This window comes from Streptomyces sp. NPDC059256 (genome assembly GCF_042753785.1).
Lineage (GTDB): Bacteria > Actinomycetota > Actinomycetes > Streptomycetales > Streptomycetaceae > Streptomyces.
In genome coordinates this window covers 72,157-86,560 of the sequence record NZ_JBHYZO010000019.1, presented here as the reverse complement: position 1 = coordinate 86,560, position 14,404 = coordinate 72,157, and the positions used below count along the sequence as shown (strand labels likewise).

General features: G+C 67.0%; 7 protein-coding genes. 2 read left to right on the top strand and 5 right to left on the bottom strand.

Translation table 11 applies throughout. From position 1 onward, the window contains the following. Nucleotides 1-347: 347 nt before the first annotated feature. The 5 genes from ACFXJL_RS28065 to ACFXJL_RS28045 form a co-directional block, all read right to left on the bottom strand. Nucleotides 348-5,123: a putative T7SS-secreted protein gene (locus ACFXJL_RS28065; RefSeq protein WP_384696944.1), complete on the bottom strand. Its 4,776-nt coding sequence runs from the start codon at nt 5,121-5,123 to the stop codon at nt 348-350. Between the two features lie 185 nt (nt 5,124-5,308). Next, a complete protein-coding gene (locus ACFXJL_RS28060) occupies nt 5,309-5,650 on the bottom strand; it encodes a hypothetical protein (RefSeq protein WP_384696941.1) in 342 nt (113 codons plus the stop codon). Nucleotides 5,651-5,916: 266 nt separating this feature from the next. Further along, nucleotides 5,917-7,728 carry an alpha/beta hydrolase gene (locus tag ACFXJL_RS28055; RefSeq protein WP_384696938.1) on the bottom strand — a complete coding sequence of 604 codons (1,812 nt, stop codon included), beginning with the start codon at nt 7,726-7,728 and terminating at the stop codon, nt 5,917-5,919. Between the two features lie 5 nt (nt 7,729-7,733). Further along, on the bottom strand, nt 7,734-8,189 hold the full coding sequence (locus ACFXJL_RS28050; RefSeq protein WP_384631782.1) for a hypothetical protein: 456 nt from the start codon (nt 8,187-8,189) through the stop codon (nt 7,734-7,736). Between the two features lie 267 nt (nt 8,190-8,456). Further along, nucleotides 8,457-9,944 (bottom strand): glycosyl hydrolase family 18 protein, encoded by a 1,488-nt coding sequence (locus ACFXJL_RS28045; RefSeq protein ID WP_384696933.1) that lies wholly within the window; start codon nt 9,942-9,944, stop codon nt 8,457-8,459. 504 nt (nt 9,945-10,448) lie between these two features. Here ACFXJL_RS28045 and ACFXJL_RS28040 point away from each other — a divergent pair. Together ACFXJL_RS28040 and ACFXJL_RS28035 are read left to right on the top strand one after the other, a co-directional pair. Further along, nucleotides 10,449-12,161 carry an RNA ligase family protein gene (locus tag ACFXJL_RS28040; RefSeq protein ID WP_384696930.1) on the top strand — a complete coding sequence of 571 codons (1,713 nt, stop codon included), beginning with the start codon at nt 10,449-10,451 and terminating at the stop codon, nt 12,159-12,161. Next, on the top strand, nt 12,148-14,301 hold the full coding sequence (locus tag ACFXJL_RS28035) for a poly(A) polymerase (RefSeq protein ID WP_384696927.1): 2,154 nt from the start codon (nt 12,148-12,150) through the stop codon (nt 14,299-14,301). The genes ACFXJL_RS28040 and ACFXJL_RS28035 overlap by 14 nt, the downstream gene beginning before the upstream one ends. Nucleotides 14,302-14,404 lie beyond the last annotated feature (103 nt).

Sequence of the window (14,404 nt, the reverse complement as noted above, 5' to 3'; positions counted from 1 at the left end):
GTCAGGCGGTACGTACGCATGCGCCTCCACATAGTGCACGATCATGACCGGCGAGGCATAAACGACGCCGTTTCCCGTCACCCGAATCTCTCCACTGGCGATGAATAGATCACCCCGAGACGTGTTGTCCCTCGCGGTTTGAAAGTCTGGACACAATTCACAGAAATGCATACCACGCTGAATGTTCTCCGCACCCGTACCCAACACAGCGAGCGCCTCAACTAGGCCCTCGGGCGCAGCTCCAGTCACATATGGGTGAATCTCATCTAGCCAACCCACGTTCAGCATTGCGGGCTGAGATTCCGTGTACTCATAGGGGCTCAGATCGGGGAAATAGGTCACACTTCTCACCTTGGCCTAACGTGTTCGCGGCAAATCAAAACATGCACTGCACCCATTCCGTCCCTAACGATTTCACTCAGAAACGTCGGAGAATCCACCGTGATCGACTTGCTGCTGATCGCCAGGTTCTTCGGAACGTCAACCGTATAGTTGGGCAAACTCTTACCAGGACCGAACGTCTCTACGGGCGGATGATTTCCTCCCGTTTCAATATCGTGAGCAAATCTGTCACCAAGTCGCGCACCGTCCTCGACATAAAACTTCAGCCAGGTCCCCGACGGAACAACCATATCTCCCGACCCGAATTGATAGTACCCATGCCCAGAGATTACCTGGGAATTATCGCTCCTACCTGTCTGGGTAACACTCTTTGCCCACGCTTCGCCCTTCCCCTCACCATGCGAGGGGGGTTGTGGCCGCCGATCCTGCTCCGCCGGACAGGGCGATAGTCCGAGCGGATCCGTCCAGGTGTGGGGGTTGTGCGGGTAGGTGGTCGGATTGGGGGCGGGGGTGAGGCCGAGGGGGTCCGGGGTGAGGTAGCGGGCGGTTTCGGGGTCGTAGTGGCGGAAGTAGTTGTAGTGGAGCCCGGTTTCGGGGTCGTGGTACTGGCCGGGGAAGCGTAGGGGCGTGTAGGTGGTCGCGTCCCGGTTCCAGGTCGTGGTGCCCCAGAGGGTCGCCCGGCTGTACCAGGCGATCGTGCCCGACTCGTCGATGAGCTCACTGGGGGTGCCGACGAGGTCGGTGGTGATGGCGAAGAACCGCTCGTCGATCGTGTCCTGGGAGGCGTCCGCGGTGAGGATGCGTTCGGTCTGGGCGAGCGGGCGGCGTCCCTGGTGGTCCCAGGTGAGGGCGACGGGGTGGGGCAGATCGTTCGAGGTGGTGATCTGTTCGGCCAGAGTGGTGCCGTCCCAGCTGAAACGCGTCTCCTCGACGACCGAATCACCATCCGGTGCGAGCCGCTGTTTGGCGGTGCGCCGGCCCAGCGGGTCATAGCGGTAGCGCCAGCGGGTGCCGTCCGGGGTGGTGACGGCGGTGAGGCGGTCCTCCGCGTTCCAGGTGTAGCGCCAGGTGTCGGGCCTGCGGGAGAGGCGGGTCTTCTGGCGCAGGGTGATGCGGCCCGCCGAATCGTGCTCGTAGCGGACGTTCCCGGCCCGGGTGAGGTTGGTCCCGGCGTAGGCGCGGGGCCCGGTGGCTTCCTGGCCGGGGTGCGTCGTGGGCCAGGAGGCAGCCGTCTGGTTGCCGGCTTCGTCGTACGCGTACGTCTCGGTCCAGTTCGCGGCGGTGACCGAGGTGACCCTGCCCGCCGGGTCGAGGTCGAAGCGCTGGGTGCCGCGAAGGTCGTCGTCGAGTGAGGTGAGGTAGCCGTCGGCACGGTAGGCGTAGGCGCGGCGGTTGAGGACGCGTTCGCCGGCGGTGGAGATCTCGGTGGCGAGCCGGCCGGCTTCGTCCCACGTGGAAGCGGTGCGCAGCATGTCGCCGAAGGTGCGCTCCAGCTCCCGCCCGGCAGCATCGTGGGTGAAGGTGATGCGATGGTCACCACTGGTCAGCAGGGTGGGACGGCCAGCTGGGTCATAGTCGTAGGTAGTGGCCCGGCCGCTCGGAGTCGTCCGGCGCGTTCGGCGACCCAGCGCGTCGTAGGTGTAGGTGGTGGCGAGGCCGTTGAACTGTTCGGTCTTGGCAAGTCCTCGGCGGTCGTACTGGAAGACCAGTTCGCCGTCCGGGCTGCTGGCCCTGAGCAGGCGTCCGGCGCGGTCATGCGTGTACTCGGTCACCTCCCCCGCCGCGTCCTTGCGGATGACCTGCCCGACGGAGTCGTGTTCGTAGGCGACGCGCGCACCGAGCGGCGTCGTACGCGCCGCGAGTTGCCCGGCCGGGTCGAGGCTGTAGGTGAGCGTGCGGCCGTCGAAGTCGGTTTCGGAGGTGAGCCGCCCGGCCGGGTCGTAGGTGTAGGACCAGTTCAGCCCCTGTGGATTGGTGACCTGGGTGAGGCGCAGCTCGCGGTCGTGCTGGAACTCGTAGCGCACCCCGTCGGGGTCGACGCGGGCGGACATGACGTCGAAGTGGGTGTGTTCGAAGCGGGTGGTCTGGCCGAGGGGGTCGGTGTGGCTGGTCCGGTTGCCCTCTCCGTCGTATGTCCAGGACTCGCTGGTTCCGTCCGGGCTGGTGCGGTGGGAGAGCTGGCCGTCGACGGTCCATCGAAGGGTCGTGATCGCACCGAGAGCATCCGTCGCCCGTATCGGTCGGCCGAAGGGGTCGCGCTCGATACGGGTGGTGCCGCCGAGCGGATCGGTGACCTCCAGCAGCAGTCCCGCGGCATCGCACCGAACCGTGGAAACCGCGCCGAGCGCATCGGTGACCGACGTGAGACGGCCGTGGGGGTCATAGCCGTAGCTGGTGGTGTGACCGGCCGGATCGGTGAGCGCGGTGCGGTTGCCCCGATCGTCGTACTCCTGGGCCCAACGTGCTCCATCCGGACCGAGGAGGGTGACGGGGAGCCCCAGCGCATTGCGCGTCGTCGTCAACTCGCCGCCGTCCGCCCGTACGACGGTGGCGAGTCGGCCGTCCGTGTCGTAGCGGAAGGCGGTGGTACGGCCCAGCGGATCGGTGCGGGTGAGTGCTCGACCGCGGCCGTCGTAGGTGAACCGGGTCGTGTGGCCGAGCGGGTCGGTGGTGGCGAGGACACGGCAGTTGGTGTCGATGAGATGCCGGGTGGTGTGACCGTCGGCGGTGGTGAGGGCGGTGGTGCGATGGCCGGTCGCGGAGTCCGGGAGGCCGTAGGCGATGGTCAGTTGGTAGTGACCCGCTTCACCGCCCTCGCCGATCACCCGGTCCTGTTCGTCGTAGACGTAGTCGTAGCGGCTGCGGTTGGAGTCGATCCACGTGATGATCCGACGCCGGTCGTCGTACGTGAAGGTGAGCGTGGCACCGGAAGGCTTGGTGACGGTGGTCAGGTTCCCGTCGTCATACCCGTAGGACATGACCGGGTGCGGTCCGTCCGGGGCGTCGAGTGCGAGTGAGGTGACTCGGTCTTCGTCCAGGGACAGGGCAAGACGGTGACCAGCCGAGTGGACGAGTGCGAGCGGTACGCCGTCGGGGGTGCGGTCGAAGGTGATGGTGTTCTGGTTGCGGTCGGAGATCTGAACCAGCCAGGCGTCACCGTCGTCCCCGGGTTCACCACCAGGTGGTGCGGTGAAGTGACGCGTCAGTCCACTGTCCGGGTCGGTGATCGTGTAGTCGCCGGCTTCGTCCCGAGCAAGGGTGCAGCGGCTGATGCCGCTCTCGGGAAGAGTGGGCAGTCCGGGGACGGGGTGCGGATAGGTCAGTAGGAGCCCGTCTGCGGTGACATGGATGACTCCTGCGGCGTCGACCTCAAGGCGTTCGTCGACCGTGGAGGACCAGGAGGGCCCGAAGAAACGGCCTGCACGGTAGCCCGACTCGACTCGACGGGTGAACAGCAGCGGCAGGGCCCCGGGCAGCATCACATCGGTCTGCGGCAGGAACATCCGCCCCGAGGCGAGGTCGACCGGATCGGTGTTGGTGGTGGTGCGTTGGCCGTCCTGGCGGTTGTGGGTGCCTTCCGGAGCATCGTCGACCGCCTTGCGGGCGCGACTGGCATCGGCTGCGAGGTCCGCCGCCTCCTTGGCGACCCTGGCTCCCTTGACCGCTGCGCCGCCGCCGCCCGTGGCTGCGGTGAGCAGCAGATCGGGCACCAGACGGCCGATGCCCTCGGCCGGGTCCTTCATGAAGCCGGTGACCATCTGCTTGCCGGCGCCCCACGGGTCGTTCGCCACCTGCACCAGACCGGCCGCGGTGTTGTTCAACGCCAGCGCGTACTCGGCCGGGTGCGTGAGGTTGTAGGGGTCGAGCGGGTTGACGCTTCGGACGAAGTTCACCAGCCCCGCCGTGCCTTTGATGACCCCGCCGACGAAGTGGGACTGGATCACCTCCATCTCGTTGAGTCCGCTCACCGCCTGCTCGTGGTACGAGGGCTTCGGCGGCGCCGCGTCGCGTGCTGCGCGCACCGCGGTACGCGCGGTCTCCGCGGCGCTGTTGCGCTGTTTGCGGGCTTCGCCGAGGAGTTCCTGAGCCTCTTTCATCAGCGCCGTACCCGGGTCCTTGAACTCGCCCGGGCGCGGCGGCAGCGACGAGGGGTCTCGTTGGTCGGGGGCCATCGCGTTGTACGCCTCGGCGGCCCGGTTGAAGGTCTCGTGCTTCGCCTTGTGCGCGTCCCACGCGTCTTCGGACGCCTTGGTGCCGGCCTTCCACTTCTCGATCGCCGTCTGTGCCTGCCCCTGCGCCCACTCGACGGTCGACGCGAACGCCTCCAGGGCACCTGCGGCATCCCCGTACGCGTCTGCGCCCTTGAGCCACTTCGGCGGTTCGATCGCCACCGTCTCCCGGAACGCCTCCGCCGCCTCCCCCTTCACCGAGGACGAGTCCAAGCCCTTCAGACCCTGGGCCACCGTCGTGAAAGATTTCTGGAAGTCCTTCAGATGAGCTGCGGTGGAGCGGAGTTTGGACGGAGAGCCGTAGATGAGTTTGGTCTTGTCGTCCGTCTGCCCCAGGTCGAGTTCATCGACCTCGGCACCCATTCGGTTGGCGAGCGACCGGGACTTTTCCCGCACCCAGTCGGCGCCCGAGTCCCATCCCACGTCCTTGAGCCGGTCCGCCGTCCAGTCCCCGGCGTCCTCGACCCGGTCGCCCGCCCACTCGGTGGCGTCCTCTACGGCGTCCTCAACCACATCTGGGGTCAGATCGCTGACCAGATCACCGATACCCATGACTTAGCTCCCCCGTCGCCCCCGCGAGCCAGGCTCAGGCGCTCCGACCTACCCGACCTCTACCAGCACCGTAGGAGGCCACGACTCAACCACAGCAGACGGTTTTTGGCCTCGGCGGTGGCCGAATCTCGCCAACGCGCGCATGTCACGCTCTTTCCTACGGGGAAGGCTGCGGTGGGCTGCGCCTATCTGGTGGGCGAAGTCGAGGGGATGCTCGTGGTGGCGGACCAGAAGTCGGACCGGACGTACGGGTCGGGGACGACGGAGCCTTCGAAGGGGGTGCCGTTGGGGGTGGTCTTAGGGGCTTCCACCTCGGAGTTGATGAAGCAGGGAGTTGTGATCCCGAAGAAGAATTGCCCCTTCTTCCCCACCATGGCAACCAAGCGGAAGTCCTCGGGGGTACTGGCGTAGATCGCTGGAAAGGTCTTGTTTCGGTTGACCCCGGTGATCTTGTAGCCCTTCTCCTTCCAGTACCGCTCGATCACTCCCAGTAGGCTGCCGCGTCTGGCTTCGGAGATCACGGTCATCACTGCCACGCGACGTGTAGCCGAGCCTGTCTCTTTGCCGTCAATGGTGTAAGAGTCGCAGCCACTCTCCGTGGAGGCATCGTGCACCCAGTTCACCGCGGGCCGAACCGAACTCATGGTGCCCATGATGATCGCGTCAGCCTGCTCAGCAGCCTCCTGCAAACTGATTTTGCTCACCTTGTCCCTGCCGCTTCCTTCGCCATCGGACACCCCACAACCCGCCAAACTCATGGCCAACACGACGGCCACAGCCGTCCTGGCTACCCTCATCGATGCTCCTGAGTGGTGATCGCGGACCCCTGGCCGGCGACAATCAGTGCGATGTTGTTCGCGGACTCCCAGTCCTTCTTGGGATTGAAGTAGTTGGAGTGCGCTGGCATCTGGACACCATTGTCGAGGTGCATACCCGGGCCGTCGTCAACTCTGAATCGCCGGGCGCCAAAGTCCGCGTGAGCGGGGTCGGTCCCGTAGTAGATCTGGCTCCCATCTGTTGCGACATTCCCGACGAGGAAGCCGCTGGCCCCTCCGATGACAGGGCCCAAAGGAGTCACACTTCCGATGAGTGCGCCGGCCTGAAGCCCCTTGGAAGAGTTCTGATCGGGGGCCCTGGTGACCGGGTCGTTCTCGGCCGCACCTACATAGACCCGATCACTGGACACACCCAAGTCCTCGGCCGTCTGCGCCCCCGTACCGGGACTGCCAACCAGAATGATGTTGTCCGCGCCCGGGATGCCTCCCTCCCTCTGAGCTGCCATGCCCACGGTGAGGGAGCCGTAGGAATGACCAATAGCTGTCATATGAGGATCGCCGTGCTGATTGGTAGCGCTTAGGCCGGCCATGAATTCGTTGTATGCCGGTGCGCCTGCTCGCGCATCCCTGTCACTTGCCACAGCCAGGTTGTCGAGGACCTTCTCCGCTGGAAGCTGCGGAGGGTCATACCCGAGCCACACGATCGACGCACTCGGAGCACCCAGGCGAGCGGTGTTCATTGCGGTGTCCCGCGCCCGCTGGATGTCATTTCTGGCGAAGTCCGCATCAAGGGAAGTCGCCAACCCAGGAACGTAGGCCGATACATTCTTCATGGTGTCCGGGTTGCCGAAAGACACAATGGCCCGCCCCAACCCCTCGTCCCCGATCCCCAGCAGGTACATCGGCGGCACACCCGGCTTCGGTTGGGCACGCAGCTGTTCGTCGATGCTCTTCAGCCCCGCCAGTTGGTTCTGTGAGCGCTCGTCCGGCTGCCCCTCCAGTTTGCCGATCAAGAGTTGGAGGTTGTCCCTGTTCGCCGTGTCCCTGATCTCAGCCGGGATTCCGTCCAGGTTGCCGATGCGGTCCGGGTAGGTCGCCAGGAGTTCTTCGCGGTGTTCCTGGGTGAGGCCGTCCCACCATCCCTTGCGGGCGGCCGGGGTTCCGCAGTCCGGGATGGCCTCCGGGAGGTATCCCTTCGCCGCTGTCCGGACGGCTGCTGCGTCGTGTGCCGCGTCCGTCCAGGTGGCCTTGGTCACGGCGAGACCCGGTGGGGCTTTCAGCGCGGCCAGGATGCGGCTGAAGCGGCCGTCGATCTCATTGGCGTTGCGGGTAGCGTCCCCGATGGCATCGGCGATCCGCTGGGCCTCGGCCTGGTGCGGGTTGGGGCCGATCAGCGGGGACGGTTGTTCGAGGACTCCGAGGCGGCGGGTGGTGCCGCCGGCGGCCGGCTGGTCCAGGATGTTGTTGCCGCCCGCGGGATAGCTGACCGAGCCGTCGGCGTGGACGGTGAACTTGCGGTTCGTCGCGTCTTCCAGGGCGAGATTGAGCCGTCGCTGTTCCTCGCCCAGTTCGTGGGCGAGCGCGTTCAGGGTCGTACGGATCAGACCGCATTCCGTGTACGCGTACTCGAAGTTGCGGTCGAGTTGTTTGAGGCGCCCCAGTGCTGCATCGGCCGCCTCTCCGACTTGGGATTCGGCCAGCGCATTGATCATCTGATTGCTGATGCGGTCCCGGGCGGCGTCGGCCTGGTTGCTGGCCACTCCCCAACCGTCGGCCGCGCCCTCTAACTCGGACAGCTTGAGATCACGCAGCGTCTGCCAGGTCAGCACGGCTGCTACCTGCCCTTCTCAGCGGGCGGGGCGGCCTTCTGGAAGGACGACTTCACGGCCTTCTCGTGCTCGCCCTGATCCGTGGCGACCTGTTTGAGGACCGGTGCCAGGGAGCCGCATTCATCACGTACGGCTCCCAGCCGCTTCTCCCAGGATGTGAGGACGGCTCTCAGCGCTCCGAGGCTCGCGAGTCCTGCCGTACCCGTATCAACTCCGCTGTGTGCCGCTCCGAGCTTGGCGTTGGCGCTCGCGGTGTTGGTGCGCAGCACTGCGGCTGCGGTGGCCGCCGAAGTCCAGGGCTGGGCCTCGTGCTTGAGGTCTCCCGTCGCGCCTTTGGCTCCCGGTTCACCAGGAGAGCCGGCGACGGACGCGAGCGACATGCCCGTACCCGTGCTGTCCGTGCGGGGCTGTCCCGCCAGATGTAACAGTTCCTGCCATGGGTCCGCCCCTGTCCCGGTCATGCCCGTCCCCCTCGTCCGGTGTGCTTCCGGCGGTCACGCTAGAGGGTCGGGAAAGGGGCGTTGGGTTCTTCAGCGCACGTTGGCGGAAAGAAAACCCGCTGGTCATAACAGATGCTCTGGGCTTGATACAAGGGTGCTCACGCTCACCCTTGTGGGCTAGGGGCCCGGGCTTGGGCTCAGCTGACCGCTGCACAGGCACGATGGTCGGAAGCCGCGCCGAGAAGCGCGTCCCCCGACCGTCGCGTCCTTCATCAGTCCTCGTCCGTCCTACCGCAGTCCGCTGTCGATCGCGGTCAGCAGCTCGGCGTTGTCCGTGTCACCGCGGAGGTTGGACAGGAAGGCGCCGCCCAGGCCGTACTGCTTGGCGTAGGCCATCTTCTCCGCCACCGTGGCCGGGTTGTCGTAGGACCACCATTCGATCCCGCAGAGGGCGTACGCATGTCCCACGGCCACCCGGGCACCGGGGCACCTCGTCTTGATGTTCCGGTAGTCCTCCAAGCCCACTCCGAAGGTGCCGTAGGCGGGTCCGGAAGCCCAGGCGTGGGGCTGGAAGTCGCGGACGCCTTCCCAGCCCCGGGCGTGGGACGCAACGCCGAACACGATCTTGTTCGGGTGGACTCCCCGGGCAGTCAGCTCGCGATAGGTCCGGTGGGCGTTGTTGTCGAGCTCGTCCACCCATCCGTGCATTGGAGCGTGCAGGAAAGCATGACGGCCCTGGTAGCCCGTGGGGGTGTAGTAGTCGTAGGACTTCACGTTGATCCAGTCGAGGTGCTGGGCGGCCCCCGCATGGTCGGCGTTGTCGAACACCAAGCCGCTGGTCCCGTAGATCGTGGCGGTGACCAGTTGCTCGCCCAGTGCGGTGCGCGCCGCCTGCGCCAGGGTCCGTACGGCATGGGGCCCGCCGGTCTCGCAGGCAGCGGTCACGGGGCACGTACCGGGGAGCTCCCAGTGCAGGTCGATGCCGTCGAAGACCCCCGCCCACCGACGGTCATTGATGAGCTGGGCACAGGATGCTGCGAACGCCGAGGGGTTCTGAAGCGCCTGTGGGAAGCCCGCCGAGTACTCGCTGCCGCCGAAGGACCAGAGGATCTTGAGCTGCGGATGCAGCTTCTTCAGCTTTCGCAGCTGGTTGATGTGACCGCTGAGCGGCTGGTCCCAGCTGTCGCCCTGGCCGTCGACGCTCTGTTCGGCCGGGACCGTACGCTCCAGCGCCCGATAGGTGTCGCCGACGGCACATTTACCGTTCTGGATCTTCCCGGATGCGTAGGTGAGGTGAGTGAGCTTGCCTGCGCTTCCGTTGGTCACGACGTTCTTGACGTCGAAATTCCGTGACCAGTGACCGTCTTCGGGAAAGACGCCCATTTTGACGGGGTACGCGGGCGGCGCGGGAATCGTTCCCGTCGTACGCGCCCTGAAGTGCTGACTCGAATAGCCTTCCACTCCATTGTTGCCTCTGGCGACCACGCTGAACGAGTATTCCGTGGCCACATTGAGTTGGGTGGCGGTGAAGCTCGTTTCCGTCGTGGTTCCCTGGCTGCGCCCGTCGCGGTACACGGTGTAGTAGGCGATTCCGCCCGGCGCGGTCGAGGGCGTCCAGCCGATCTTGATGGTGGTGTCGGTGACCGCCAGGGCGCTGAGGCCACCGGGCGATGTGGGCAAGTCCACCGCCTTCGTCACACCCCTGGCCTGCCGGTCCTGTACGTCCGCCTGTGCGCTGGTGGTCAGACCGGCGAGCAGCCCGAGGGGGAGCGCCACCGCCCATAGGGCGAGAGCCCTACCCTTTCTCGACCGCACCGTAAATAAGCCGACTTTCACTGTCGCTCCTCTGTCGAATCCGGAATTTTGGAGTACCGAAATGAGGGCATGAAGAACCGCATCGCCACGCAAACCCGGTCTCCGGTGACCGCGGCAAGTGGAGGTTAGGACTGGCAGAGTGCAAGGGTCAATGACTCTGAATCGTTTACGGCAAGATGAAGCAACTCTCATTCCTCATCTGGCCTCAGCTGATGCTCCGCATTTCAATGATCCAGGTATCGCCTGAGTGAACTGGCCCAAATATCCAGGCGAGACCCGAATGCGTCCCGATCACGGACAGAAAGGGCAACCGCGTCTTCTTCCGGTTTGACCGCCGACCTCGGCCCCGGATGGTGTCCGTCGCCGAATTCCCTGTGGCTCCAAGGGAAAATCGCTCGATCGCCCTGATCAACTACTTCTACAGTGGCCCGGCACATCCATCGTCAGCGCCGGGGGCCGATCATCATGCGGACGCACTATCCACGCACACCGCATCTGCCCTGGTCGCCGGGTGCCACGTCCGACGATGTACGGACCGGTGATCTGGCGCATCTCATCGGCCGTGAAGTGGTCGTCACCGAGAAGCTCGACGGCGAGAACACCACGCTGTACACGGACGGACTGCACGCCAGGTCCCTCGACTCGGCCCACCATCCCTCACGGGCCTGGGTCAAAGCCCTCCACAGCCGTATCGCCCATGAGATCCCGGCCGGCTGGCGCATCTGCGGCGAGAACGTGTACGCCCGGCATTCCCTCCCGTACGACCGGCTCGACGGCTACTTCTACGGGTTCTCCGTCTGGGACGCGCAAGGGCGTTGCCTGAACTGGGACAGGACGGTCCCCTTCCTGCGGGGATTGGGGGTTCCCGTGCCGGCCGTTCTCTGGAGGGGCGTCTTCGACGAGCGCGCCTTGCGTGCCCTGCGGCTCGATCTGTCCCGGCAGGAGGGATACGTCGTCCGGACCGTGGAGGGCTTCACGGCCGGCGACTTCCCGCACTCCGTGGCCAAGTGGGTGCGGGCCGGACATGTGCAGACCGACACCCACTGGATGCATGCGGCGGTCGTCCCCAACGGTCTGGGGCCAACTGCCGCGCTCTGGTCCGTACGCTCCGGAGGCCCGGCGAACGCCGCTGAACTCGCCGACGCGATCGGCGTGGGCTCGCAGGCGTCGAACCGGCTGCTCGCCGAGGTGGCGGAGCGACTGGAGCGTTCGGGCGATGTGCGGTTGACCGCGGTCCTCGCCGCCCTGTTGCACGGGGAACACCGATCCACCCTCGCGGCCAGGTTGCGACCCGCGTTGGGGATGCGGCTCGCCCGTCGGGTCGCGGATGTCGTCGGTCTCGCCCCCGGCCTGCATCGCCCCTACCCCGACAAGGAGCGCCGCACTGGTCTGTTGCGACTGTCGTACGCCGCTGACCTCGATGTTCTGCACTCGGTTGCCGCGGCGCTCGCGCAGAGCGCGGAGGAGCGGGAGCAGGTCGAGTGGTCAGCGCTGTGTGCGGACGAGGTCCGCAGTTGGGACCCGCCGCGGTTCGACGAACTGGCACCGGATGCGGCGGACCGCTGCCGGGCCGAGGCGCGGGACGCCTATTCGGAGGGTCGGATCAACGGTCCGGAGGAGGCCGCGGCAGCGACCTGGCGTTGGCGCGACGGTGACTTCCCCCGCCTGGTACAGATGGTCGGCCCGTCGGGCAGCGGCAAGAGCACCTTTGCCCGCGGGCTGGGCGCCGGCACCGTCATATCCCTCGACGAACTGCGGGAGGAGGCTGGGTCACGTGTCGACCAGCGGGGAAACAGCGATGTGCTGCGGACCGGTCTCGACCGGCTTGATCGGGCACTGGCCGCGGGCGGCACGGTCGTCTGGGACGCCACTTCGATCAATCGACACCAGCGCGCGCTGGTGCACAAGATCGCTCGGCGCCGCAATGCGCTGGTCACCCATGCGGTCATGGTGATGGACGAGGAACAGTTGAGGCGCCGTAACAAAGGTCGTGCCCATGCGGTGCCGGACGAGGTGCTGGAGTCCCAACTGCGACGGTACGAGCCCCCGTACCCGGGCCAGGCGCATCGCACCTGGTACATCGGCCCGGACGGGACCGTCGAAGACGCATACGGGGACCGCGACGAGAACGGCGGCAGGGACAGGGATGGGGAGGGGGACGGCCATGCAGACGAGTGAGGGGCTCTACCACCGGGTGCGCTGGGATGCCCGGTTCGATCCGGCCAGATTCACCCTGGGCGTGATGCAGCGCGGCGCCGAGCCCAAGCGGGTGCCGCTGACGTCGTTCGTACCGGGCGGGGAGGTCCCCTGGCACCGGGTGCTGTTCTTCGAGGCCGACGGCGAGGTGGTGTGGGACCGGCGGACGGGAGTGGACCGTATCGACCTCACCGACGCCGGACGGATGCAGGCCCCGCGCCGGCTCCCGTCCCCCTTCTTCGAGCCGACCACTCCCCAGAACTGGGACGGCACCGCCTGGGGTGCCACAGCCGTCCCGCGCTCGGGCTCGTCGACTCTGCGCGTGCTGACCTGGAACACCCTGTGGGACCGGTACGACGCCGAACTCCTGGACACCGCACGGCGCCGACCGCTGCTCCTCGAAGTGCTGCGGAACGCGGGCGCCGATGTGATCGCGCTCCAGGAGGTGACATCGGAACTCCTCAGGTTGATCCGGGCGACGGAGTGGGTCCGGAAGGACTACACGCTGGCGCCGGGCGGACGCGATGTGGACGAGTACGGACTGCTACTCCTCAGCCGTCTGCCGGTGAGAGAAGCCGGACACCATGTCCTCGGACCGCACAAGGCGCTGTCGGCGATCGTGGTGGAGTCGGAGCCCTACGGCCTGGTCACGGTCGCGGTGACCCATCTGACCAGCGACCACACGGCGGAGGGTCCTGCCATACGGGTCCGGCAGTTGGACGAGACGGCTGACGGGCTGGCCGCGCTGGAGGGCCCGACAGTGGTGCTGGGCGACTTCAACGACATCGGCAACACCGCGGAGTTGAGGCTCGGGCTCACCGATGCATGGACCTCGGTCCATGGCTCGGACGACCAGACGCCGACCTTCGAACCGTGCCGCAACCCGCTGGCGGCCTTGTCTTCCCTCACGGGCGGTTCGGGCAGGTTGGACCGAATACTGCTGCACGGCGCAGAAGCGCGACGGGTGGTGCTCAGGGGAGACATCCCGGACGCGGACGGCCTCTTCGCCTCGGACCACTACGGAGTCGAGGCGGACCTCGGCCCGCTGTCCGATCCCTTCGTCGAGACCACGGCCCGTCAGGTACGAGAGGTGTTCGCGGAGGGCATGGTGCATCTGGTCGGATCACGACGGCTGGGGTGCGCCCTGGCCGACGGCGATCTCGACCTGATCGCCGCACTGCCGGGAGAGGTCGCGATCGCGGCGGTCCGGGACCGACTCGCCACGGCCGTACCGGAGGCCACCGGCCTCCGGGTGGTGGAGGGCGCCCGGGTGCCGGGCGTACGGTTCCGGGTCGGCGGGCTGGGGGTGGACCTGGCCGTCGTCGGTACGGATGAGATCCCTCCCGATGAGGCCGTGGCGCGCCGGTCCGAGCTGGGCCGATCGGCGGCCGTCGCGCTGAGTGCGGTCAGCGATGCCCAGGCGGTTCTGGACCTGGTGGGCGCGCGGCGCGATGCCTTCGCCCGGCTGGCCCGGGAGGTGAAGGCATGGGCTCGCGCCCGCGGTCTGGACTCCGCGCCCTTCGGCGGGGTCCCGGGCATCGGCTGGGCGGTGCTGGCCGCCCGTACCGTGTGCGAGCAAGGCGCATCATCGGGGCCTGAGCTGCTGAAACACTTCTTCGGCAGCTGGGCGGCCTGGGACTGGCGCACGGCGGTGGGCGGCCCGGACACCGAGCTCCCGCTGACGGTCATGACCCCGAGCGAGCCCGTCCGCCCCTGTACGGAACGGGTGAGCACCGCCGGCCGTGACCTGATCGCGGAGGAACTGTTCCGCGCCTGGGAGGTCATGGAGACGCACACCGATCCCTGGCCCGAACTGCTTGCCGTACCGCCGTTGGATTCCCGCCACCGCCAATGGCTGGTCGTGACGGCACCCGAGGACCAGACCGGTCGCGTACGGGGCCGGATGCACGGCCTGCTCCGGGCCTTGGAGGAGGCAGGAGCCTCGTCCGTCCACGCCTGGCCGCGCCCCTTCACGACCAACCCGGTGCGGTACGCGATCGGCCTCGGCCCCAGGGCGTTGGACGCGGCCCGGCTCACGGATGTGTCCGCGGACTGGGTACGGGGGCTGGCTGGGGTCACGCTGGCGCCGTGGGAGGAGGCAGGCGCGCCACGTCTGCGGTGACACGGGCCCCGCTCGGAAGCCTCAGGCCGAAGGACCCTCCACTCGCCACCGGATCCAGCGCTCGCCACCCGATCCGGGGCTCCTCGCGGACGGACGTCGGTTC